The sequence below is a fragment of the Lactiplantibacillus sp. 30.2.29 genome, from assembly GCF_018991255.1.
In the GTDB taxonomy this organism is placed as follows: Bacteria; Bacillota; Bacilli; order Lactobacillales; family Lactobacillaceae; genus Lactiplantibacillus; species Lactiplantibacillus pentosus.
In genome coordinates this window covers 61209-86296 of record NZ_JAGYGU010000001.1, presented here as the reverse complement: position 1 = coordinate 86296, position 25088 = coordinate 61209, and the positions used below count along the sequence as shown (strand labels likewise).

Annotated in this window: 24 protein-coding genes; 3 read left to right on the top strand and 21 right to left on the bottom strand. The window is 46.2% G+C overall.

All coding sequences use genetic code 11. The features are described 5' to 3' along the window. Positions 1 to 234 precede the first annotated feature (234 nt). Together KGF65_RS00375 and KGF65_RS00370 are read left to right on the top strand one after the other, a co-directional pair. Entirely contained in the window at positions 235 to 558 is a 324-nt protein-coding gene (locus KGF65_RS00375; protein ID WP_231122354.1) for a MarR family winged helix-turn-helix transcriptional regulator, read from the top strand. Between the two features lie 120 nt (positions 559 to 678). Further along, a complete protein-coding gene (locus KGF65_RS00370; RefSeq protein WP_216748020.1) occupies positions 679 to 1353 on the top strand; it encodes a YitT family protein in 675 nt (224 codons plus the stop codon). A 977-nt stretch (positions 1354 to 2330) separates the two neighbouring features. On the opposite strand, the gene KGF65_RS00365 is transcribed toward KGF65_RS00370, so the two are convergent. From KGF65_RS00365 to rpsU, 16 genes are all read right to left on the bottom strand, one after another. Next, a complete protein-coding gene (locus KGF65_RS00365) occupies positions 2331 to 3389 on the bottom strand; it encodes an ABC transporter permease (RefSeq protein WP_101873400.1) in 1059 nt (352 codons plus the stop codon). Then, positions 3386 to 4456: an ABC transporter permease gene (locus KGF65_RS00360; protein WP_101873399.1), complete on the bottom strand. Its 1071-nt coding sequence runs from the start codon at positions 4454 to 4456 to the stop codon at positions 3386 to 3388. The genes KGF65_RS00365 and KGF65_RS00360 overlap by 4 nt, the downstream gene beginning before the upstream one ends. Then, a complete protein-coding gene (locus KGF65_RS00355; RefSeq protein WP_088771187.1) occupies positions 4457 to 5350 on the bottom strand; it encodes an ABC transporter ATP-binding protein in 894 nt (297 codons plus the stop codon). Beyond that, positions 5347 to 5724 carry a GntR family transcriptional regulator gene (locus KGF65_RS00350; RefSeq protein ID WP_088771186.1) on the bottom strand — a complete coding sequence of 126 codons (378 nt, stop codon included), beginning with the start codon at positions 5722 to 5724 and terminating at the stop codon, positions 5347 to 5349. Before KGF65_RS00350 ends, KGF65_RS00355 begins: the two co-directional genes overlap by 4 nt. A gap of 349 nt (positions 5725 to 6073) precedes the next feature. After that, complete coding sequence (gene rpoD, locus KGF65_RS00345; protein WP_003638904.1) at positions 6074 to 7180, bottom strand: RNA polymerase sigma factor RpoD; 1107 nt, start codon at positions 7178 to 7180, stop codon at positions 6074 to 6076. Between the two features lie 79 nt (positions 7181 to 7259). Further along, a complete protein-coding gene (gene dnaG, locus KGF65_RS00340; RefSeq protein ID WP_101873398.1) occupies positions 7260 to 9140 on the bottom strand; it encodes a DNA primase in 1881 nt (626 codons plus the stop codon). Positions 9141 to 9996: 856 nt separating this feature from the next. Continuing rightward, entirely contained in the window at positions 9997 to 12081 is a 2085-nt protein-coding gene (gene glyS, locus KGF65_RS00335) for a glycine--tRNA ligase subunit beta (RefSeq protein ID WP_216748021.1), read from the bottom strand. Further along, entirely contained in the window at positions 12081 to 12980 is a 900-nt protein-coding gene (glyQ, locus tag KGF65_RS00330; protein WP_050338529.1) for a glycine--tRNA ligase subunit alpha, read from the bottom strand. The genes glyS and glyQ overlap by 1 nt, the downstream gene beginning before the upstream one ends. 321 nt (positions 12981 to 13301) lie before the next feature. Further along, the gene (gene recO, locus KGF65_RS00325; protein WP_050338527.1) at positions 13302 to 14090 is read right to left on the bottom strand and encodes a DNA repair protein RecO; all 789 of its coding nucleotides are present in this window, start codon (positions 14088 to 14090) and stop codon (positions 13302 to 13304) included. 17 nt (positions 14091 to 14107) lie between these two features. Beyond that, the gene (gene era / locus KGF65_RS00320) at positions 14108 to 15016 is read right to left on the bottom strand and encodes a GTPase Era (RefSeq protein ID WP_003638909.1); all 909 of its coding nucleotides are present in this window, start codon (positions 15014 to 15016) and stop codon (positions 14108 to 14110) included. A 41-nt stretch (positions 15017 to 15057) separates the two neighbouring features. Beyond that, entirely contained in the window at positions 15058 to 15474 is a 417-nt protein-coding gene (locus KGF65_RS00315; RefSeq protein WP_088771183.1) for a diacylglycerol kinase family protein, read from the bottom strand. Then, positions 15458 to 15937: an rRNA maturation RNase YbeY gene (ybeY, locus tag KGF65_RS00310; protein ID WP_003638911.1), complete on the bottom strand. Its 480-nt coding sequence runs from the start codon at positions 15935 to 15937 to the stop codon at positions 15458 to 15460. The genes KGF65_RS00315 and ybeY overlap by 17 nt, the downstream gene beginning before the upstream one ends. Positions 15938 to 15946: 9 nt before the next feature. Beyond that, positions 15947 to 16924, bottom strand: coding sequence for a PhoH family protein (locus tag KGF65_RS00305; RefSeq protein WP_033619327.1), 978 nt, complete (start codon positions 16922 to 16924; stop codon positions 15947 to 15949). Between the two features lie 722 nt (positions 16925 to 17646). Continuing rightward, the gene (locus KGF65_RS00300) at positions 17647 to 17820 is read right to left on the bottom strand and encodes a hypothetical protein (RefSeq protein ID WP_158296984.1); all 174 of its coding nucleotides are present in this window, start codon (positions 17818 to 17820) and stop codon (positions 17647 to 17649) included. A 418-nt stretch (positions 17821 to 18238) separates the two neighbouring features. Next, entirely contained in the window at positions 18239 to 18682 is a 444-nt protein-coding gene (locus KGF65_RS00295) for a GatB/YqeY domain-containing protein (RefSeq protein ID WP_003638913.1), read from the bottom strand. Positions 18683 to 18721: 39 nt separating this feature from the next. Then, a complete protein-coding gene (gene rpsU / locus KGF65_RS00290) occupies positions 18722 to 18910 on the bottom strand; it encodes a 30S ribosomal protein S21 (protein ID WP_003638914.1) in 189 nt (62 codons plus the stop codon). Between the two features lie 233 nt (positions 18911 to 19143). Between rpsU and KGF65_RS00285 the strand changes: the two genes are divergently transcribed. Continuing rightward, a complete protein-coding gene (locus tag KGF65_RS00285; protein ID WP_050338523.1) occupies positions 19144 to 19962 on the top strand; it encodes a pyruvate, water dikinase regulatory protein in 819 nt (272 codons plus the stop codon). A gap of 80 nt (positions 19963 to 20042) precedes the next feature. Here KGF65_RS00285 and KGF65_RS00280 read toward each other — a convergent pair whose 3' ends face one another. The 5 genes from KGF65_RS00280 to msrA form a co-directional block, all read right to left on the bottom strand. Then, a complete protein-coding gene (locus tag KGF65_RS00280) occupies positions 20043 to 20762 on the bottom strand; it encodes an SDR family oxidoreductase (RefSeq protein WP_101873395.1) in 720 nt (239 codons plus the stop codon). 67 nt (positions 20763 to 20829) lie between these two features. Next, entirely contained in the window at positions 20830 to 21726 is an 897-nt protein-coding gene (locus KGF65_RS00275) for a deoxyribonuclease IV (protein WP_101873394.1), read from the bottom strand. Between the two features lie 123 nt (positions 21727 to 21849). Continuing rightward, positions 21850 to 23004: a CDP-glycerol glycerophosphotransferase family protein gene (locus KGF65_RS00270; RefSeq protein WP_101873393.1), complete on the bottom strand. Its 1155-nt coding sequence runs from the start codon at positions 23002 to 23004 to the stop codon at positions 21850 to 21852. Positions 23005 to 23473: 469 nt separating this feature from the next. After that, positions 23474 to 24349 (bottom strand): YitT family protein, encoded by an 876-nt coding sequence (locus KGF65_RS00265; RefSeq protein ID WP_216748022.1) that lies wholly within the window; start codon positions 24347 to 24349, stop codon positions 23474 to 23476. A 206-nt stretch (positions 24350 to 24555) separates the two neighbouring features. Then, positions 24556 to 25086: a peptide-methionine (S)-S-oxide reductase MsrA gene (gene msrA / locus KGF65_RS00260; RefSeq protein ID WP_101873392.1), complete on the bottom strand. Its 531-nt coding sequence runs from the start codon at positions 25084 to 25086 to the stop codon at positions 24556 to 24558. Between the last annotated feature and the right edge of the window lie 2 nt (positions 25087 to 25088).

Sequence of the window (25088 nt, the reverse complement as noted above, 5' to 3'; positions counted from 1 at the left end):
TCATGAGTATTAGGTGACAAATGTCATATTGTCGGTAGTTGCTTGATAGGGTGTTGGCTTGACAAATTAATTAGTTTCACGAATAATGGACAAGTCCACTAATTTTCGAAAGGAGGTATTATCATCGAAACTTTCAGCTTAACCAAATTTATCGCCGGAATTTATCGTGAGTCAAAGAATAGCATCAACGACCTGCTATCAGCCCTAGACATTCGGGCGACCGAAAGTGACCTCTTGTTGGTCGTCTATGATTACCCAGATCAGACTCAAAAGATGCTTGCAGCCAACTTACGGCTTGACCCCAGTCTACTCGCACGCACTGTTCGTCATCTTGAGAATCGGCAACTCGTGACCCGTTCACATGATCAAAACGATCAACGCCAGATTCGAATTCGGTTGACCCCCGCCGGTGAAAAAATCGCCCTCAGTATCAAGCAGACTTTAAAAGACTGGTGGCATGACTTTTTCGTCGCTCATCCAGAAGTTGATGAGACGACCTTTACTGAACAATTACAACTTGTCTACTCAGGCCTGACCACTCACGGCGAACGTGACTGATTGTCGACACCTGAGAATGACCTCAAATAGGCTGGAATCACTCACCGTACCTGAGCATTTCATTAGGTACTGAACGATTCCAGTCAAATTAAGCACAAAGAGAAAAGAGATTGAAACCTTTTGAAACAAGTCATCAAACAATTTGCGGTATTAATTGCGGGCATTTTATGTATGTCTGCCGGTGTGGCGCTCTCAAAGCTGTCCCTGCTCGGTACTTCGCCAATTTCCAGCATTCCAAATGTTTTGAGTAACATCACCGGCGCCTCAATTGGCCAGATTACCATTATCTTTATGTTCGTGTTGGTCTTCTTGGAAGCAGTCGTCCTGCGTCGTGAATTTTCATGGCGGAACTTGCTGCAGTTAATTCCGGGTTGCCTATTTGGCTGGTTTATTGACAACTTTGTCACCCTTTTCCAGCACTTGCCCAACCAAACCTATATCGCGCAACTGATTCTCGTCTTCATTGGTACGATTTTACTGGCATTTGGCGTTTTCCTGGAAGTCAATTCACACGCTATCATCATGCCCGGCGAAGGACTCCCAAATGCAATTGCGTTGATTCACCAACTGAAATTCGCCAAAGTCAAAGTTTACAATGACTTTACCTTGATTGCCATTTCATTGATTTTAGCACTGACCTTAACGCACTCACTCGCCGGCGTTCGTGAAGGGACGTTGATCGCAGCCTTCTTGACTGGCCGCTTCGTCAACTTCTTCACTGAACACGCGCCTAACTTTGTGGAATTGGATGCAACCGGCTGTGCATTAAGTGCTTTCGGCTCAGATTATGATTAAAACGTACCAATTTTCAAGTTCAAGAACTGCCAGCTGAGACCCGCTGGAAACAATGCGAGTTACCGCAAACATTCAGTGATAGAATCGTCCTATACCGGCTTACAGGTATTTCTGACAACGCTGGAACGTGGTGGACACAGATTTAAGCCGACAACCCCCGTCTTAAATGCTGGTCTTTCACTAACCAAGCAAAGGACGCTTGCTAAGTGAAATTTCACCACTGAGCATTGTCAGAAACACCTTCCAGCCTGGATGGTATTCGAAAGGCGGATATGTGCGAACTCAACTTTTTGTTAGATTAGTCGTTGGTTCCACGGTACAGAGCCAATTTGACATTCAACCATCAGACTGATTCTGAACGCTTACCCATGCTTTAAGATTTCTGACAAACAGCTTCACGGATTTTATCAGAATTTTCTCTAGCAGCCTGTGATCACAAAGTCTTTAATTCTGAGCGAAGTCAATTTTATCAACTAATTTCAAGACTAGTTACCATTGAAATTAGTGGCATTGAGATGAGTGAATAATATTCAGATAATCTTCTCAGTAACCAAATGCCATCAGTTATCATAAATGCCCATTAAGCGTTTGCCCGAAGGACCAGTCAGCCAATATTGAGTGGTCAATTGTACCCAGATAGGTCCCTCATCCGCCATTCGAGTGACTTACTGACTAACCGGACTGCCGGGCGATGCTCAGTAGTCGAATCATTCTTAGTTGGAAGTGCACCGGTCTGCCGACCAGCAAGTCAAACAATAGGTATGATTTAATCATCTTCAGGCTGAATAATAGCTAGCACAACGCGTAACTTGATCAGGCGTACAGACATTTCACAGGAGTACGCCGATTTAGTAGTCAGTTCCCATAATCAAATAAATTCCGTGGTTACCGTTATAAAAATCCGCTACTCACAATCAAGACAACTTGATGATGAATAGCGGATTAATTTTATATTCATGAATACTGAGTTTCAAAGACTACCGTAACTCACGCACTAATCGCCAGACGTGACGACTCCAGCGTGGTTGATAAATCCAAGCAATGAGGATAACCAGTATCATTAATTCAACTACGACGCCAACTTGCCAGCTTGTCTGTGGCGGTAGCACAACATTTGTCATCAAATAGGTCAATATCATACTCAATCCGAGCAGCACAGGTAACCGCCAAGCAGGCCGTAAAATCGCTTGATGAATGCAATCACTCGTTAACTGCGAACTCAAATATCGTCCTAACAACCAACCTAGGCACAAAACGACACTCGCAACACTGACACCTAACCACCAATGTTGATTAAGAAAGTTTAGAAAATGATTGTTGATCTGTCCGAACGACTGAAGTAGCACAAACCGACTGATTGTTCGAGAAGCGGCATAGCCAACAATTAACGCAATCACAATGTTTGGGGTCACTAGCATGACTAACACTGATATTGTCATCAAAATTAGTGCGACTAACACGGTACTAATCAGGTTGCTACTCCATATCCACCAATTAAATTGGCTAAAATATGTCCCTGGAATATTGTTGACGAGTACCGATAGAATCATCAGTTTTGCCAGAATCGTTGCAATACTTGTCGTTAAACTATAAATCAAAAACGTCCTGCTGAAAATCTGTGTGCGCCGGAAGCCAAGCCCTTGTAGCCACTCATTCCAATATCGATGCCGAGGAACAGCGACCAGCGCAATACCGATCAAAAGACTAATTGTCCACACAAAACCATTCGACTCAAGGTGACTCCCCACCTGCGAATTTGCTAATAATCCGCGACGATTATCCTGGTAAACCTGTAAATATTGAGTAAAATATCGCTGCTTGCTCTGTGCCTTTAACCCATCCGCATCCTGATACTGATGTCGCTGTGAATCGTACTCAAGGCGTGAAGTCACCATGTCATGATTCTGGTCCAGCATTTGCCAGTGCTGATTCATTTCCCAACCGCTCCACGCGCCAAGGGTCATAAATAGGATCAAAATGCCAACGAGTAGTGGCGCATGTTGTCGAATAATCAACCAACCTAATTTTTTATTCATCGTGTCAATCCCCCAATGCCTTGATAACGGTGGCTGCCATAATAAACTAACAACCCGAACAGTACCAAACTGATACCTACCAATTCATACCAGGGAGCAATCGTTTTCATCAATGGCAGTAGCAACATATCGCCAAACGTTGAGCCAATACCTAAACTGAACAAAACAATCGCCGTGAACGCGTTGAATCGTGATTGCTGGTGCAGCGTCACAATATCTGCCGACCAGTGTCGAAAGCTAATCCAGGTCAGTCCCAGTAAGATTAGTAATCCCACCAATGCCATGGTCGCTGAGACACCATAATGCACATGTAACCAAATGTCCGGCAATGTCTGAATATTGAACCACCGCAACCAGATATTCGTCCGCGTTAACATGCCCGATGCCCATCGCCAAGTCAACCCACTAATGAGAATTGCTAGCCATAACCGGTGATTAAGATTTCCAACCAGCCAACCAAGCATTAACAAACAACCACTGACCAGTGTCACTGCCACACTACTTCCAAACATTGCCGGTAAATTACGATAGTGCTGATAAGTTTGGGGAATTACGGCAATAATCCAACCATAATAAATCAACTGGCTCACAAAAATGGTTGCCATTAAGGCCAATGCCAGTCGGACTTGCTGCCACCATATTTGCCAGCGCGTCGCGCCTAACGCGGTCATGAACTCAAAACGATGCGTTCGTCTCCCATAAAAGGCGAGTAACAGGCCGCCAATAAGCGCCAAGACATAATAGAAGCGATTAGGTTGGTGAGCACGCACCGCTTGTTTGGGATTCGTCGACGTATATTCGCCCGGCCAAAAATACTGGTCCAGATGGTCATAGTAGGCCTGCAAACTAGCTGCAGGCTGGCCAGCAATTTGAAAGCTTTCCGGGTGCTTCACAAAATCTGCAGCATTGATTCGCTCACCACGTTCACTCCGAGCATGGTTTTCTTGCCAATTATACGTTGAATGACCAGCCATCAACAAGCTAACTAACAAGCAAGTTGCCATCACCAGTCGCAGCCAAGGCCAATTCTGTTGCATCCATAACCGACCTAACTTTGAAGTTGTCATTTACTCACCACCCAAAACAGCTTGACGATCACCTAATTTAACTCGAAACACATCCGCAATCGTTAGTGGCTGCTCGGCCATCATTAGTGGTTGTGCTTGGTGAAGCGCTGTCTCAATTGCCGGTGTGAAGTCCGGAAAATAAACTTCGAGTACTCGGCCGTATACCTTGATTAACTGACCCTGTTGTTTGACAACATCCGGCATGTGTTTATCCGCAAAAACTAGTTGAAATTTGCGGGCCTTGGATCGTAAGGCTTCGAGATCATAATTGGCAATTAATTCGTGCTGCTCCAAGAACAGGACTTGGTCACACAGCCCATCGAGTTCATCAAGATTATGCGATGAAATCAAAAAACTTGTACCACGCTCAGCGACTTCATCAATAATATGTGTGACGATGCGCTCACGCACCAAGAGATCTAACCCATCAAACGGCTCGTCTAAAATGATGTATGGCACGTTGCTCGCTAATGCCAACAAAATTTGAAACAACATTTGCTGTCCTTTTGACAATTGCTGATAATGACTTTTAACCGATAAATGTTCAACCTTCAGTAACTGTTCTAGCCGTAGTTGATCAAAATCGTCGTACCCTAGCGCGTATGTTGTTATAATTTGGCGTAAACGTTGACTCCCAAAAAAATTATGCTGGGTATCAATATAAAACAACTTTTGTCGACACTGTGGTTGTTGCAAGGCGGGCTGGCCATCAATCACTAATTCACCCCCATCGGCCAAGTAGTGATCGGCCATTGTCCGAAAAAGTGTCGTTTTACCAACCCCATTACGTCCAACTAATCCGACAATTCGACCCGGTTGCCAAGTAAAAGTGATGTCAGTTAAAATTTCACGCCTGTCAATCTGCTTACTTAATGCTTTTACTTCAATACTCATCCCCGTGAGTCCTCCTTTTGATAAGCCGCGGTCACCCACGTTTGAACTTGTTGCGCACTAATTCCTAAGAACTGCGCTTCCGTCAATAGTGATCGTAAGCGTTCCTGAAGGTCATCAACCGCCCGTAAATCAGCGATTGTCTGACTTGATTCACTCACAAATGTCCCCCTGCCCTTTACGGTATAAACGGCTCGCTGTCGCTCCAGAATCTGATAAGCCTTACTGACTGTGTTCGGATTAAGATGCATTTCAACTGCCATTGCCCGAATGGAAGGTAGTTTGTCCCCTGGTTGCAACCTGCCCTGAACAATCTGTTGCTTGATTTGCATGACCAACTGTTCATAATACGGTGCGCCATTAGTTGCAAACGTCATTCTCTCACCTCGGTCCTGTGAACTACGTGTATTATTACAACTAGTACACTATCATACTAATTTGCCTTTGACAAGCCCATTAAAAACATCAGGTCAAACGAACAAGTCCGATATGCTTGTGTAGTTAATTTCAGCGTAAATAATAGTTAGCGTTAACGGCTGTTTTTCTGCGACACAATATTGTCGCAATGTTGTCGTAAATTTCAGCATAATCCCGTCCACTTCATTTAGCGAAAATCCACATTATCCGGCCTCCAGCAGAGATTCTATCAACGCCACTTGACCAAGAACCCGAAAAAAAGCGCCTGACCACCAGCTCAGCTGACAGTCAGGCGCAAATATCTAGTTGTTATTCCAAGAAATCTTTCAATTGTTTGCTACGTGATGGGTGGCGTAACTTCCGCAATGCTTTGGCTTCGATTTGGCGAATCCGTTCACGGGTCACACCGAAGACTTTACCGACTTCTTCCAACGTGCGGGTCCGGCCATCATCAAGACCAAACCGTAACCGTAAGACGTTTTCTTCCCGGTCAGTCAACGTATCGAGGACGCCTTCCAATTGTTCCTTCAAGAGTTCGTATGCCGCAGCATCCGCTGGTGAAGTTGCATCTTGGTCTTCAATGAAGTCACCAAGGTGTGAATCATCCTCTTCACCAATTGGGGTTTCCAACGAAACGGGTTCTTGGGCAATCTTCAAGATTTCACGAACCTTTTCAGTTGGCATGTCCATTTCGGCTCCAATTTCTTCAGGCGTTGGTTCACGCCCGAGGTCTTGGAGAAGTTGCCGTTGAATCCGAATCAATTTGTTGATCGTTTCAACCATGTGAACTGGAATCCGAATCGTCCGCGCTTGGTCAGCGATTGCCCGCGTAATCGCTTGACGAATCCACCAAGTGGCATAAGTCGAGAACTTGAACCCTTTGCGATAATCGAACTTTTCAACGGCCTTCATCAAGCCCATGTTACCTTCTTGAATCAAATCGAGGAATTGCATCCCCCGACCAACATACCGCTTAGCAATTGAAACCACCAACCGTAAGTTAGCTTCCGCTAATTCTTGCTTGGCTGATTCGTCACCTTGTTCGATTCGTAAGGCTAAGGCAACTTCTTCATCGGCGGTCAACAAGTCGACCCGACCGATTTCCTTGAGATACATCCGAACTGGGTCATTGATCTTAATACCAGAAGCAGAGCCTGCATCACTCAATTCCTTCTTCGAAACGGTCTTCACACTCTTGACCGCCCGTGCATCCGGATCACCCTTTTCGTCAACGACACTGATCCCAGCATCTTCAACTTTTTGCAATAATTTGTCGATTCCGCTCGCGTCTAACTTATAAGGCGCTGCGATTTTATCGGATAATTCATCATACTGAATACTACCGGACTTCTTGTAGTCCTTGATTAATGCTTTAACAGCCTTGTCGTATTCTGTCGTTGCTTTTGCCTTTGCCATGTAGTAGCCTCCTAGTTTCGTATGCATCTACTAGCACCCTAGTGAAAATACCGAGCCAACCTTAATTATAACACGCAAGCTAAAAGTAATCAGCTTGTTGTGCCTGTTGCTGTTTTCGGTAGAGTTCAATGAGCGCTAAGGTTAATTGCTGAACCAGCTCGCGGTTGCCCATTTGCTTAGCAGCCGTCAGTTCAGCATTCTTCTGATTAATTTGTAATACCAATGGTTGTTGGGTCATAATCACGTTGACTAAGTCTGCGATTTCTTCCTTCGACGTTTCACTGGCAACATCCATGAATTCCAGACTGGTCACGACCGGTTGTAAGTCCGAGTCGGCCATAAAATCCGTAAAGTTACCTAAGTCAAATTGATTGTGCGTTTTGAAATAGGCCTCGGCATAGACGAAAATCTGCTGATAAGGGTCATGTATGAAATGGAAGCCTTCAATCGCCATGACCCGCAGCCAGACATCATGATCATTGAGCAACCGGTATAACAACAGTCGCTCGGCCTTTTCAACTCGACTTAGTGGCGCGTTATTGTTCGTCCCACCGTCGACCGTTGCCGGTGGTGGTGTGAGTGGCGCCGTCTCAGGTGGCGGCGTTATGTTTTGAGCACCACGACCACTGCGTTGCACGGCCTGCTTGCCGACCAACGACCGTAATTGCGCTTTTAAATCGTTTTTGTCTAAATCAAATTCAGCAACCAGCTGGTTTAAATATAAATCCTGCTCAACACTCGACGATAACTTGGCCAGCTGTTCTAAGACTGCCTGCAAGTACGTCAGTTGGTCAGGCGTATTTTGTAAATTCAAATCGTGTTTTAAATACTGCATCTCGAAGGCGGTCGGCGTTTGCTTACCGTCCTCAAAGACCTGCACGAATTTGTCGCGACCATTGGCACGCAGGTATTCATCCGGGTCCATTCCATCCGGCATCTGGATCACACCCAGCGTTAAGCGACTATTGCCCCCTAATAATTTCAGGGCACGATCGGTCGCTTTTTGCCCGGGCATATCGCTGTCGTAACAGACGTAGAGCGTATCCGTGACTCGTTCGAGCATATAAATTTGCTCGTCTGTCAGGCTGGTCCCCATCGACGCAACGCCGTTCTGAATTCCAGAACGATAAGCCGCAATCACATCCATAAATCCTTCAAATAAAATGACGGATTTTTGTTGTCGAATCGGACCACGCGCCAAATCAAAGTTGAACAGTACCGAGCGTTTATTGAACAGTTTCGTTTCCGGACTATTCAAATATTTAGGCTCACTCGGTGACTGCTTTAAAATTCGACCAGAAAATGCGATGACGCGCCCGCTGGCATCCTTGATTGGAAATAAAACGCGGTCCACAAACCGGTCGCGTAAGTCCCCGTTCTGATTTTCAATGAACAATCCCGATTGCCGTAACAGCTGGTAATCCGTCTGATGTTCTTTGAAAAAATCCAGTAAGAGTTGATTGGCGGGCGCATACCCAATTCCAAAAGTTTGAATCGTCTCATCATCTAGGCCCCGCTCGTGTAAATATTTGAGTGCGGGTTCCCCCAGTTCGGTATTGACCAAGATGTGTTGATACATTTTCGCGCTATCCGCATACAACTTGAGCAGATCCGCCTGTTGCTGATCTTTAGGTGCAGCCGGTTGCGATTGCGCGGTATAAGTTGCTGGCAGCTCGATATGGCCAAAATCAGCGACCTTGACGACTGCTTCTGGAAAGGAAAGATTTTCAAGTTCCATAATAAAACTGAAGACATTCCCACCGCGACCACAACTGAAACAGTGAAAAATCTGTTTCTGTTCATTCACCGAAAACGATGGCGTTCGTTCTTCATGGAACGGACAGAGTCCAAATAAGTTCTTACCTGATTTTTTTAACTGAACATATTGTCCAATGAAATCCGCAATATTAACGGCTGAACGGACTTGTTCAACCTTCTCTTCAGGAATTCGATTGGCCACTTTGCCACCCCATTTCTGCACACACCTGTCTGACAAACTAACCAAACCGTTGCGCAATCAAAAGTCGCATCATGAAAACGAGATGCGACTTTTGAACGTGCGAACTTTTACAGAATATATAGTACCACAAGTTTGACAGCAGTGCAATAATAAGTCCTGCTTATTAGACATATTTCTAAAATTTGTTATTAAAATACGTGTTGTCGTGTAATTCATTAGTATGAAATATGATTAAAACGTGCCGATTCTTAAGTTCGAAAACAGCCAGTTGCTTCCCTGAACTTTGCAAGTTGTCTCTAGTCGACTGAGATTACAAAGCTTTGAATTCTAAACGAAAGCTATTCTATCGCCTAACTAAAAGTCCGGTTGCTATTGAAGCTGTTAATAATCTTTAGACCATTTTCACGTATTTAAGTGCATGAATCATCATCGATGCCTACTCAAAGGTTGCTTAAAGGACCAGTCGCCTAATACTCGTTGGTCAATTGCACCAAAGTAGGTGGTCGTTCATCTGCCATTCGAGCGGTTTCCCGACTGGAAGGGCTGGCTGACAATGCTCAAGGGCGAAGTTCTTCTTGTCCTTGTGGGTTTCCCGGGCTAGAAGAAGACTCGTATTTGAAATTGCGCAGTGATTTTCTGCGTGAGTTCAAATCGATGTCCGCCCTGTTCCAGCGTTGTCAGCCGGCCCTGTAAGTCGGACTAGGACGAATATTTGCTGACAAACAGTAAACCAACTGATGGCACGTTTTAATCATATTTCATGGCGTAAAACTGACAACTATGCCACTAAAATCGACTAAAAAAAGAAGTCGTCACTTTTCAGCAACAACTTCCTAGTATTATCCCTCGTGAACGATTATTTCACAACTAATTGGTTCAAGTCACCCATGACATTGACCATTTGTGCAATCGTCAAGAGTTGTTTCAAGTGATTGTCACGAACTTGGTCGTCCTTGCTCATGACCATCGTTTGTTCGAAGTAATCCACGATTAGCGGCCGTAAGCTGGCTAATGCCGTGAACCGGTCCTCCATGGACATCGTTGAAGTTACTTTTTGTTTCAAGTCTTCAACGGCATCATACAACTTTTGTTCCGCGTCATTTTCAAACAAGCTTGGATCGACCGTCAAATCGCCAGCATCCAACTTCGCCTTAGCCGTGATCCGTAGCAACCGTGTAAAGGCTTCAATCGTATCCTTGAATTGTGGATCATCTTGATGCGCATTTAAGACGTCAGCTGCCTTGAACATTTCACGAATGTCTTGGCGACTACCCTTAATGACCGTATCCACAATATCGTAACGCAACTTGTGATTACTAAACCATTGCTTGACCCGGTCCGTTAAGAAATCAGCGACCGGTGCCGTTTGCTTAGCAAAGTCCAGATTATAGGTCGCATCATTAGCAGCCAATTCTTTTTGAATAGCTGTTTCGATTTGACGAATTGGGAAGTCCCAACCTTGGTCACGAACGATCCGAACAATCCCAAAGGCCTGACGACGCAATGCAAACGGATCATTTGACCCACTTGGGGTTAAACCAACAGCGAAGAAACTTGAAATTGAATCAACCTTGTCGGCAATCGCAAGCACAGCCCCAACCTTGGATTTTGGCAAGTCGCCATCCGCACTAATTGGCATGTAATGTTCGCGAATCGCTTGGCCAACGACTGGATCTTCGCCCTTGAGCACGGCGTACTTATCGCCCATGACCCCTTGCAATTCAGGGAATTCGCCGACCATGCCAGTCACTAAGTCAAACTTGTAAATCTGGGCAGCACGATGCAACTGGTTCTTTTCAGTTTCAGTCAATCCAAACCGGTCAGCTAAGAAGGCACTAATAACCATGACCCGTTGCATCTTTTCATACATCGTCCCAATCTTGTCATGGAAGCTGACCTTCTTGAGTCGTTCCACGTATTCTTGAATCGAGTGTTGCTGGTCTTCATGATAGAAGAAGGCTGCATCTTCCAGCCGCGCCGTTAAGACTTTTTGGTTACCTAACGCCACGTTTTCAAGGTGATCCGTGTTCCCATTTCGAACCGAAACGAAGTGTGGTAACAAGTTATCGTCCGCATCCGTGACGTAGAAGAAGCGTTGGTGGTCACGCATTGACGTGATCAAGACTTCATCTGGAATCGTCAAGTACTTGGTATCAAAATCACCGGCGAAGGCCGTTGGAAATTCAACTAAGTTGTTAACTTCTTCCAGCAAGTCTTCGTTAACTTTGATCTGCCAATCGTGGGCTTGTGCCAAATCGGCAATTTGTTCACGAATCTTGGCCTTACGCTTGTCAGCATCCGCAATGACTTGTACGCTCGCTAAGTCATCTTCGTAATCCAGCGCCGTCGCGATTTCAACGTCGTGGTCCAAGAAACGATGGCCACGGGAGACCCGGTCAGCGGTGACATCCAAAATTTCAACCGGCACGATCGCATCATCTAACAATGAGACGATCCAACGAATGGGCCGAATGTATTTGAAACTAAACGTCGACCACTTCATCATCGTTGGGAAGTTCATCTTAGTGATGACATCCTTGATGCCTGCAGTCAGCACTTCTGCGGCCGTCTTGCCCGCCTTGAAAGTTTGAACGAAGACATATGGGGTGCCTTTAACATCTTTGAAGACGATATCGTCCGTCGAAGCACCTTGACCCTTAGAGAAACCAATCGCAGCTTTGGTCCAGTTGCCATCTGCATCCTGGGCAATCTTTTTAGCCGGACCGCGGACTTCTTTTTTCACATCCGCCTGCTTATCAGCCAATCCTAACACTTGAACCGTCAAGCGCCGTGGGGTTGAAAAAGTTTTGATGTCTTCAAAATCAAGCCGTGCGTCGGTCAAAAACTTGGTCATGCGTTCCTTAAGTTGTAACACACTCGGTGTAACGACGTGGGCCGGCATTTCTTCCAAACCGATTTCTAATAAATAAGTTTTCGCCATTATTTCGTCTCCTCCTGTGCGTGTTTTAATAATGGGAAGCCACGTTTTTCACGTTGCGCCACAAATTCCTTGGCAATCGACTTCGCCATGTTCCGAATTCGGTCCAAGTAGCCAGCCCGTTCCGTCACTGAAACCATACCACGCGCATCCATCAAATTGAAGGTGTGGCTACACTTGAGACAGTAGTCATACGCTGGATGAACCAACCCATTTTTGATTTGGCGCTTGGCTTCCTTTTCATATTCATCAAATAACATTAACAATAAATCTTCATTGCTTTCTTCAAAGGCGTACTTGGAATTTTCAAACTCTGGTTCCAAGAAGATATCGCCATACTTAACGCCGTCGCCCCATTCCAGATCGAAGACGGAGTTGACGTCTTGAATGTAAGAAGAAAGCCGTTCCAAACCATAGGTGATTTCAGAAGTGACCGGATCCACTTCTAAGCCACCGACTTGTTGGAAGTAGGTGAATTGGCTGATTTCCATTCCGTCCAACCAAACTTCCCAACCAACACCGGCACAACCCATGGATGGGTTTTCCCAGTTATCTTCCACGAAACGAATATCATGTTCGAGCGGGTTGATGCCCAATTGTTCTAGACTTTGTAAATATAAGTCCTGAATATTTTCTGGTGAAGGCTTCATGACCACTTGGAATTGGTGATGTTGATACAAACGGTTCGGGTTTTCACCGTAACGACCATCAGCTGGCCGCCGGGATGGTTCCACGTAAGCAGCGTTCCATGGTTCCGGACCGATTGCACGTAAGAACGTATACGGGCTCATCGTTCCGGCCCCTTTTTCTGTATCGTAAGATTGCATTAACATGCAGCCTTGATCTGACCAAAACTTCTGCAAGGTCAAGATGATCTCTTGCACTGATAACTTTTTGCTCATTATAATCCTCCCAAAAATTAGTGACTGAACGGCTGATGGCTTCGCATGGTGGTCCCATTTTCGACCAAAGATGGCACAAAAAAAGTCCCCTGTCGTCAACAATAACGACATAGGGACGATTGGTTTCGCGGTTCCACCCTACTTCTGAGTAACCTCAGCAGCTTAATTATACGGTATTAAAGCTCCGAAAGCGCCAATTAACGTCTTTGATTAGCCGTTTCGCACCACCACGGCCTCACTGAAATCAAATTCCGTTAACCTTCTCTCATCAACACTTAACTATTCAGTTCTTCATCATCATAGCCGATGACTGCGCGTTTGTCAATCCTCACTCTTGCGCGGCGTGAGTGGTCGATACCAACTGCTCATCTGATCAATGAAACGTTTGGACTTCAACCGCACACCGACTGAGTTCTGATAAATTTCATCTAAAATTCGGCGCAACTCTGCCGCCGTCCGTGGCTTGACCTTAATTGAATGGACTTTGGCTAAATCTAATACCGAGAACTTCCGCAAGTAAAAAATGGCTGCCGCACTCGCATGTAAGCGGTGCGGGTCCAGATGCCAATGCTGTTGACATAACAGGCCACCATAACTTTCAGAATAATCCAGTGGTAAGTCGGTACGGCCACAGACCGTGCACCAGCGTAGTTCCGGAGCAACTCCAAATGGCGCCAATAATTGGATTTCAATCACATTGGCGACCAAGGCTGGCGCGACATCTGCGTCAATCAATTGTAGCGCACTGGTCAATTGTTGGTACCAGCGCCCCACCGGTTCATTATCCGGAAACGCAACATCAATCAAGTTCATGACATAGGTGGCATAAGCGTTGAGTGCAATATCTTGGCTAATATGCTCAAAATACTGGACGTGCTTGACGCTATTAATATACGACAGCCCCTGATCACGCAAGTCACCGACATACTCACCCATGGTAAAGGGCAAGAGCTCTGCGGCCATTTTAAACCCACGACGACGGGCGCCACGAATGAAGAACATCTTCTTGCCATATTCGGCCGTCAAAAACTTGATGAGCATATCACGTTCGCGGTAGTCGCGTCGAAAAAGTAAAATACCATTAAAATTTGTGACCATCTGTTGGGCCATGCGATCACCTAACGATTCTAGTAGTCATCTTGCCGGTAGCCGTAGCTTGCCAGCAAGTCTTGCCGGTCCTTCCAATTCTCTTGGACCTTCACCCATAATTCAAGGTAGACCTTGTCTCCAAGCAAGTGTTCGATATCACGGCGCGCCATCGAGCCGATCTTCTTCAGCATGCTACCACCTTTACCGATGATAATGCCTTTTTGTGAGGACCGTTCGATAATGATCGTCGCTTGAACGTGAATCTTTTCTTCGTCCTGCCGTTTGATCGAATCAATCACGACAGCAGTTGAATGTGGCACTTCTTGGCGCGTCAATTCTAGGACTTTTTCACGAATCAACTCCGAAATAATGAAGCGTTCGGGATGGTCCGTCACTTGGTCAGAAGGATAGTATTGCGGACCTTCTGGCAACTGCTTTTTCAGGGTCGCTAACAGTTCATCAACATTGTTACCTTCCAAGGCCGAAATTGGATAAACTTCTTTCCACGGCAACGCATCCTTGTACTGATCCATGATCTCTAGTAAGTGGTCAGGATGGACTTGGTCGATTTTATTAATCACCAAATAAATTGGCTGTTTGACATTTTTTAAACGGTCAATAATAAAGTTATCACCGGCACCACGGCGTTCGTCCGCGTTGATCATGAAGAGCACGGCGTCGACTTCACCTAATGTTGATAGCGCCGACTTGACCATGAAATCGCCTAAGCGACTGTGTGGCTTGTGAATGCCGGGCGTGTCAATAAAGACCATCTGCGTGTCTGCAGTGGTGTAGATGCCTTGAATCCGATTCCGCGTTGTTTGGGCCTTATCAGACATGATTGCGACCTTTTGGCCCACGACCCGGTTAAGTAACGTTGATTTACCGACATTCGGACGACCAATAATCGCCACAAAACCGGAATGAAATGCTTGTTGTTCTGCCATAATTAATTCCTTTCACTATTTGCCGAAGGAGCTACACCCAATCAGCCGAGCCAGTGACTGAGCACCAGCCAAAGTTTGGGCGCAAAGAGTATCAAACCGACGAGCACGGCAAACGCAGCCGCAAAGACAACTGCGCCAGCCGCGATATCTTTAATTTTTTTCGCTTGCGGACTAAACCTTGGGCCTGTAATCATATCTGAGAGATTCTCAGCAATCGTATTGTTGATCTCACAGAGCATCACCAAAAAGATGGCGAGCGCCAGCCATAACCACTCGTTGACGGTCAAGTGAACCCACCAGCCAGCAATCAGCGCAACAGCGCCCAATACTAGGTGTGTCCGCATATTCCGTTCTTCAATCACAACCGTTTTGAGCCCATTCCAAGCATGTAACCACGATTGCCAAAATGAATGGTTTTTCCCAACCTGAAGCCGGTCTGGTCTATTTTTCGAGCCCATAAGCATCCAAAATCTGCCGTTGTAGTGTGAACATTTCAGTTTCATCCGCTGGCTGTAGATGGTCGTAGCCATTTAAATGCAAAAAGCCGTGAACCACTAAGTACCCTAATTCACGGGCTTCGGAATGTTGCAAAAAGGCGGCCTGTTCACTGACCTTATCAACGGAAATCATGATATCACCCAGGTTTAACGGCAGTTCTGCTGCCAGCTCCGGATCCATCACGATCAAGTCGTCATCATCGTCGTCGTGCATTGCAAAACTAATGACGTCGGTCGGGCGGTCAACGCCCCGATACTGTTCATTAATTTTTTGAATGTCATCATTATTCATTAGCGTCACGGAAACTTCCGTATCGTCCCGTAATTTTAACGTTTTGCCGGCCAAATCAATTAAATCACGAATGAGTTGTAATTGTTCTGGCTGGGCGCCCGCTGAGGTTTGATCATATAATTCTAAGTCCATAAGTGCCCCCTACCGTTGTTCCACCTTATCATATGCGGTGATGATTTTAGCGACGACTGGATTTCTGACCACATCATCCGCCGTAAACTTCACAAATGAAATATTACTGATACCACTCAAAATTTGCTCAGCTTGAATCAAGCCACTCTTGGTGTGACGTGGCAAGTCGATTTGAGAAATGTCGCCATTGACGATCATCTTAGCCCCGAATCCTAAGCGGGTCAAAAACATCTTCATTTGCGCATTAGTCGTATTTTGCGCTTCGTCCAAAATAACAAACGCATGATCCAGCGTCCGCCCCCGCATGTAAGCAAGCGGTGCAATTTCGATAATACCGCGATCCATCAACCGTTGGGTATGCTCAGCACCGTAAATATCATACAACGCATCGTAAATTGGCCGTAAATAAGGATCGACCTTTTCTTTCAGATCACCAGGTAAGAATCCCAGACTTTCACCCGCTTCAACAGCTGGCCGTGTCAAAATCAACTTCTCAACGTCGCCTCGTTTTAAAGCAGCAATGGCCATGACGACCGCCAAGTAAGTCTTCCCGGTCCCGGCTGGGCCAATGCCAAAGGTGATATCGCTCTTGGCCACCGCTTGCACGTACTGCCGTTGGCCAAAATTCTTCACGCGAATCGGTCGGCCCCGATTATCTTTAATCAACGTCTCTGAATAGAGGTCTTTAAAATAATCTAAGGTCCCGCGGTTCACCATCTTGATGGCACTAATCACATCCGGCGCACCGATTTGAATGCCTTGTTTAATTAAACTCGTTAAATTATCTAGGACTGCTTGTGTGTTATGAACGGCTGCTTCATCATCACTACTAATCGTCATCTGATCACCGAACACGTGTAATTGGACATGCAACCCGTCCTCTAGTAATGCAAGGTGGGCATCCTCAGGTCCTAACAGTGCCACTGATTGGGCTGGATCAGCAATGAGAAATTTTTGTTCATATTTTGAGTTTTCGGTCAAAAACATGGACTCCTTTATTGACAGATTTAATTACCATTAGCTGGTAATGGCACCCGCGTTTAGCGTGATAACCGCGCTGATTTCGGCAGGTATTTGTTAGTTAATCATAGCATAAAAGCCCACCTGCTACCAGCGCAAGGCCACCGTCCATTGGATTCGACGGGGCACACGCTTCCGAACATGAATGGTAACCGAGGACGCATTGCGCTAGTGAATCTGTCATGAATCATGATTAAATCATGCTGTTTTTTAAGTTCAAGTGCTGCCAGCTGAGAACCGGTGAAAACAAGGCGAGTTCGCGTAAACATGCAGTGGTAGGCGCGTCCTACACCGGCTTCCAGGTATTCTGGGCAATGGCCGGAACGTGGTGGACACAGATTTAAGCCGACAAACCACGTCTTAAATACTGGTCTTTCACTAACCAAGCACAAGACGCTTGCTAAGTGAAATTTCACCACTGGGCCTTGTCCAGAATACCTTCCAGCCGGGACAGTATTCAAAAGGCGTACATATGCGGATCCGATTTCTTGTTGGATTAGGCGTTGGTTCCTTGGTCCACGGGGATTTTGATATTGAACTGTCAGACTGGTGTCTAATGATTGCTAAACTTTCTTAATCATAGTATCAGACAAGCAACACCACTGAACTTGTCAGCATCTTCTCTAGTTGCCTGATACTTCAAAACTTTGAATTCTAAATGACGGCCATTTTATAGACTGAATTCAATGTTAGTTACCGTTGAAATTAGTGGTATTGAGATTAATGAATAATATTCCGGGAATCTTCTCAGTACTCAAATGCCATAAAGCATCAACGATACCGATTAAAGCTTTGCCTGAAGTCCCAGTCACTAAACATACAGTGACCAATTGCACCCAGATAGGTGGCTGTTCATCCGCCATTCGAGCGGGTTCCCGACTGTAGGGGCTGGCTGACAATGCTCAAGGGCGAAATTCTTCTTGTCCGGGTGGGGTTCCCGAGCTAGAAGAAGACTCGTATTTGAAATTGCGCAGTGGTTCTCTGCGTGAGTTCAAATCGATGTCCGCCCTGTTCCAGCGTTGTCAGCCAGCCCCGGAGGTCGGAATATGGCGCGTCTCGGCTGACGAACAGGACGCCAACTTGTCATGCTTTAATCATCTATAATACTAAATAACAACTAGCACAACGCGTACAGAATGGACGCCTTCAAACATACTGCTATCAACAGTCTGACTGTTGTCGTTGTTACTGAAATTGTGACGGTTCAAACCGCCTTTTAGTGACCAACGCAACAATTTTCAGCGCACCAAAAAAGCCGAGGAATTAATCCCCGGCTAACCGTTAATTCAATAATGATTTAACTGTTTGGTTGATCAGCTTGCCATCTGCCTGGCCTTTAAGCTTTGGCATAACGGCCCCCATCACCTTACCGAAGTCACCTTTACCGGTTGCTCCGACTTGCTTGATAGTGTCCGCTACAATCTGTTGAACTTCTTCGTCCGACAATTGTTTTGGCATATACTTCTCAACAATTGCAATTTCTGCTTTAACGCCGTCAGCTAAATCCTGACGACCCGCATTTTCGAATTCACTTAATGATTCGCGCCGTTGCTTCAGTTCACGTGATAACACGCTCACTTCTTCATCAGCCGTTAAATCATGGCCAGCGTTAATTTGTTCATTCATTACCGCTGACTTAAGCATCCGTATAACGCTGAGGGTTTGCTTATCGCGCGCCTTCATCGCAGCTTTCAGATCACCATTGAGCGTATCTAATAAACTCATTGGTTTCCCTCCTCGTTGGGTGAATTAGTAAACTACTAATTACTTGAAACGACGACGGTTCTTACGCTTACGTGCTGCTTCAGATTTTAACTTCTTCTTCACACTTGGTTTCTCGTAGAATTCCCGTTTGCGGTATTCTTGTAAAGTACCACTTTTTGAAACGGTACGTTTAAAGCGACGAAGAGCATCATCAAGAGATTCGTTTTTACGAACGACTGTTTTTGCCATGTTAAATTCCCTCCCTCCGAGCTCAAAAAGTAACCGTTAAATTATGCATACTTACACATAACGCAACTGTTCTAGTAAATTATACATAAATTGAAAAAGGCCGTCAACCAAAGTTTACAATTTCCTTAAAATAAATCCGGAAGCAGCCTCGATACTCCGGACAGTAAATCGTTTTCAAGACTGACGTGCTATGCTACACTAAGGTTATTATTGAACCGAAATGAGGTTATCATATGTCAGCAATTAAAGTCTTTATTTTATCAGATTCCATCGGTGAGACGGCGCACAACGTGGCACTCGCCGCAGCGGCCCAATTTTCAGACTATGAAATTCGTTATCAACGTTTCCCATTCGTCCGGACCGACTCGCTACTACAAACGGTACTCGCCCAAGCACTCAAGGAACATGCAGCTATCTTTCACACCTTCGTGGACCGGCGCTTGAGCCAAGTCGTTAACCACTACTGCGAAGCACATGACTTGCCTTACTATGACGTCATCACGCCCGCGCTAGACACGTTCTCACAAATCACACACGTTCAGCCGTCAAATCATCCTGGGACGGTCCACGCGCTCAACACGAATTATTTTGACCGGATCAACGCGATTGAATTTGCCGTGACCTATGATGATGGTAAGAATCCGAGTGGCTTTCTGGAAGCCGACGTGGTCTTGTTAGGGGTTTCACGGACTTCTAAGACACCACTATCATTATACTTGGCCAACCGAAACTTAAAAGTTGCCAACTTACCACTCGTGCCACAAGCCCAAATTCCCGACGAAATCTGGAAAGTGGATCCGAAGAAGATTTTCGGATTGACTAACGATCCGGACAAATTAAATGATATTCGACGTCAGCGTATGGTTCAATACGGCTTGAATCCCGATACGATGTATTCTAATACCGATAAAATCAAAGCTGAATTGGACTACGCCGATAAAATCTTCAAAAAAATTGGTTGCCTCGTAATCAACGTTGCCAACAAGTCGATTGAAGAGACCGCTACCTTGATTACTGAAAGTCTAAACACTGATGGCACTGGTGAAAATTAGACTTGGTTAATACAAAACCGTTGCCTTCATCATTTGAAGGTAACGGTTTTTTCGTGCCATCAATTAAGCGGCACACCACGCTAAAGCAAGTCGACGCCACCATCAACATGTAAGACTTGGCCCGTCACAAACTGGTTCTGCATCAAATACACATAGGCGGAAGCGACTTCAGCTGGCGTGGCCACCCGTTTCAAAGGATTGCCCTGACTAGCCGCGGCAGTCTGAGCCGATAACTGGTCAGCCGATAATCCACGCCAAAGCCCGGTCGGCGTCCATGTTGGTGCCACGGCGTTAACGCGGTGGACTGGGCCCATCTCAACGGCTAACCCAGCCACCAGCGTATTGATGGCCTGATTCCCAACAATGGCGCCAGAAGCGTTATCCGGTCGACCACCCGCCCCAGAAGTCATGATGAGACTGCCATGCAGCGCCAAGTGCTTGCTAGCCAACTGGGCCAGTTGTAAATTTGCGAAGAACTTGTCTTCAATCGTTTTACGAATTGCCGCGACTGAATTATCTAAGAAGCCGCCACCCATGGCCCCACCAAGCATGGAAACGATATGGTCAAACTGTGATTGTGCAGTGAAGAACGCCGTCAATTGGTCGTGATCCTGTGCATCCAAAGCAGTTCCCGTGACGCGGTCCGGTGCTGCCAACGTCGTACAAGCAGCTTGAACATGCTCAGCTGTATGCCCAATCAGATGAACTTGCGCACCCGCTTGCAGCGCTTGCCGCGCGATTTCTAATCCAAACCCAGACGTTCCGCCGACGATTAAGACGCGTTGTTTGTTAAGTGTCATGATTAATTCCCTCCTAAATGAAAATAAAAACGATAATCGCAATCGATTATCGTTCAATTCTGATTAATTAACGTTGTGCTTCAATATCTTCAATCAAATGGGCATTAAATTGGCCCGCCCGAAGCATCGCGATTTCATATTTATACGGCGGTAGCTGATGTTTCTTATCTTCACCGACATACGGTGTTTCCAAAATCTTGCTGACTGCTTCCAGTTGTGGATGATGAGCGACATAATTGAGCGTATCAAATCCGATCGTCCCCATCCCAATATTCGTATGGCGGTCTTTGTGCGCCCCTTGGGGATTTTTGGAATCATTCAGATGGACCACGCCCAGCCGGTCTAACCCGATGACGTGATCAAATTCATTCAAGACACCGTCAAAGTCGGCCTTGATGGCATAGCCGGCATCACTCGTGTGACAAGTATCAAACGTTACCGATAATTTTTCATTATAAGTCACGCCATCGATCATTTGCGCCAACTCTTCAAACGTCCGACCAACCTCGGTTCCCTTACCAGCCATTGTTTCCAGCGCAATTTGTACGTGTTGTTCTGGCCGAATCACGGTGTTGAGTCCCTTAACGATTTGGGCGATGGCTGCGTCCGGTCCCGCGCCAATGTGGGCTCCGGGATGCAAAGTCAGTTGTGTCGCGCCAACCGCATCGGCCCGTTGAATTTCTTGGTAGAGAAATTCCGTCGCAAATTCAAAATAGCCGGGCTTCTTCGTGTTACCGAGATTAACAATGTACGGCGCGTGGACCACGATTTGCTGCAAATCATTGGCCGCAATCACCGGCTGTGCCTCGTCAATCTTCAACTCTTCAATCGGCTTACGCCGGGTGTTTTGAGGTGCACCCGTATAAATCATGAACGTGTTGGCCCCATAACTCACTGCTTCGTTGGCTGACCCCAGTAACATGTCGGGTGCCTTCATCGAAACGTGTGACCCTAATCTCAACATTTTCGGTCCCATCCTTTACGCTAGTTTGACGTTACTGGTCTGCACCTGAACGTCGCATATACAATCATTATACACATTTTCCGCCACAAGCAGGAGCATCTGCGCTTAATTGCCCAAATCGATTCACTGTTCGTGCGTCCTAGTTTGCGGATAAAAATAAGCCAATGTTCGCTCACCGGCATGCCCGTCATTGCGCGTGTTCCATAATTGGTTAAAATTAGTCAACTGCATCGGCTGTGCCGGCGCTGCCAAGACTTGGTTCAACTCGGCCATCGTCGTCACCATTGGCCCCGGCGCCCACTCCTTGAAATCCGCTTGTAAGCCGACTTCTCGTTCATAATGTTGCCAATCAAAGACATAAAAAATCATTTTTTGGCAATTTGGTAAGAGCGCATAGTCAAAAACGACCGATGAATAATCACTAATAAGGGTGCTTGCGACCGTCAACAATTCATCCGTACTAAATTCTGGAACCAACGTCACCTGGTCAGGAAAGCGGGCTTGCAAGTCGCGCTCCTGACTGGCGAGGTGCGGATGCAATTTGATAATCAGCCGTTGATTGGCCCGCAACTGCAATTGGTCAAAATCCGTTGGCAATGCAAATTGCACCCCCGCCCGATAAGTTGGCGCATACAAAATGACTTCTTGGTGTTTAAAGTCTGGGTAACGCTGATAAATAGCCGCAGCCGTCTGCTGAACCCATTTTGACTGCCGATAACGGTCTGAACGCGGATACCCGAGCACCCGCATCCGTGCCATCGGGACATGGTAACTGTCCGCAAAGACTTGCCCCATCTTGTCCGCACCGACAACGTAATCGGTAATCTGATTATAGACGGCTTGAAACCGCCGTTGGTCGCCAGCCGAACGTTTGACCGTCTGCGGGTCGCCCCACCCAAAGGTCTTCACCGCCCCAGCCGCATGCCAGAGCTGAATCATGCGCTGATTTGGCCGTCTAGTCAGACCAGCGGTAAACGCATAGTAGTTATCCAGATAAATATCGGCTGCCCGGGTCAAAACGGGTACCCCGTGCAAGGCAAAGCTGATCGAGTCTTGAAACGGCTGCGTTGCGATGCCTTCCGCTGCCAGCTGTTTAGCACCGGCTTGCGCACCCGGTAAATAATAGACCGTCACCCGCTGTGGCAATCGGTCAGCCAACTGTCGAATGAAGTCTAAATTGTCGGCAAAGCTCATCAGATAGATCACCTGATCCGTTGATTTGAAGTGTGCCAACCATGAGACGATCCGCACTAACCAAATATAAATTATTTTTTTCACGCTTGTCTTCCCTTCATTGCCATGTCAATGCATACGATACGTTTCATTCATATTGCAGCTCACGTGAAGGACCAGTATTTAAGACGTGGGAGGTTAGCTTAAATCTGTGTCCTCACCGGCCATTGCCCAGAATACCTGTAAGCCGCTGTATGACGAACCTACAACTGCAGTTTTACGCTAACTCGCTTTGTTTCCAGCATTTCTAAGCTGGCTGCTTTGAACTAAAAAATTGGCATGCTTTGAACATGATTCGTGCTAAATAACAACTAGCACAATGCGTGTGTATTATATAACAAATTGTTATTTCCAAGCTAGTCCTTTGGGCCGGTTCGAACACCTGACAACCATTGATAGCCGGCTGCTGGCACAAAAATTTACAATAAAAAAGCCGCGCATTTAGACCGTAATAACTGCTAAATGCACGGCGCTTAACTTCATCATAGCTGATAAGTCGTGTTGATACCCATGACTATGGTTTTGGCTCGTAAAAATGCCCCAAAATCTTGACAGTGTCGGAAATGCTGACAAAGGCGTGCGGATCAGATTCCGACATCGCCGCCTTCAGCTCACCCATTTCATAACGCGTGATAACCGTAAAGAGAATCGTCTTATCATCGTGTTGATAGGCCCCTTCAGCGTTATGGACGATGGTCACCCCGCGACGAATGCGGTTTTGAACACTATCGATCACCGTTTTCGGTCGACTGGTAATAATCATCACCTGCATCTTTTGTTGACGAGTATAGGTCATGTCCATGACGCGGCCGTTGACAAACAAGCCCAATGCGGAGTAGAACGCGTATGGCCACCCGTAAACAAAGCCTGCCGCGATGACGATAATCGAGTTGAAGGCCATGTTGATGGTCCCGATGCTACGCCCAGTTTTGCGACGTAACACGATTCCAATAATATCTAGCCCACCGGTCGAAATCCCGTTTTTGAGCGCCGTCCCAGTCCCAAAACCGTTGACCGCACCCCCGAAAATCGCACAAATAATCGGGTCATGGGTTAAGCCAACTGGGGCAATCAGTTTAATCATAATACTAGACAAGGTAACGGCTAAGAACGTATATAGCGTAAATTTATGTCCAATTGAACGCCACGCAATAATGAACATTGGCACGTTCAAGATAAACAGTAATGCCGCGGTCGAGACCTGAATCGGAAGAAACTTAGTCATTAAACTATTGATTAATTGAGCCAACCCGGTAATCCCTGATGAATAAATATGCCCGGGCGTCCAGAAATAGTTCATGGCGATTGAAACTAAAATGGCGTAAATAAAAGCCGTCGACGCTTTGACCACGTCGCGATGATGCTTGGATAACTGCTGAAAATCATCCATGAATAGTGTGCGCTCCTTTACGTTTTTGCTTCAGTTATTGTAACACGCCTAACCGCGGACGACCGGCCTTTTGCAGTATTCTGCTAGAAGTCTCACGTTTCTCAGTGAAATCACATTATCAAGGTCGACGCACGTTAAATCAACTTCTGATCATGTCCACTGACTGGGGGCCTCATTGCGCGTCAAAAGTCCCGTTTTGTCCGTAACTAATCCACTTTTGGTGCATCCGCCCATTGCTTGGCAATAAAATCAGCGCGGCCGCCAGCTTCTTGTTCGGCATACACGACCGGATTGTTTTTGTAAAAACGCTGGTGACGAGCTTCAGCCGGATAAAATGGCTGGGCGTCTTCAATACTAGTCACGATTGGCTTATCGAACCGTTCACTGGCTTGTAATGCCCGTTTAGACGCTTCCGCGATTTCGCGCTGTTCAGGACTATTGACGAAGATGACTGGCCGATAATTATCACCACGGTCTTGGAACTGGCCCATTGCATCCGTGGGGTCCGTTTGATGCCAATAAATGGTCACAAGGTCCGCATAACTGATAACTTCCGGATCAAAGGTAATTTTGACTGCTTCAGTATGCCCAGTCGTGTGTGATTTGACTTGCTCGTATGTCGGATTTTTCGTATGTCCGCCGGTATAACCCGAGACGACACTTTCAATGCCGGGCTGACTATCGAACGGTTGGACCATGCACCAAAAACATCCGCCCGCAAAAATTGCTGTTTCCATGA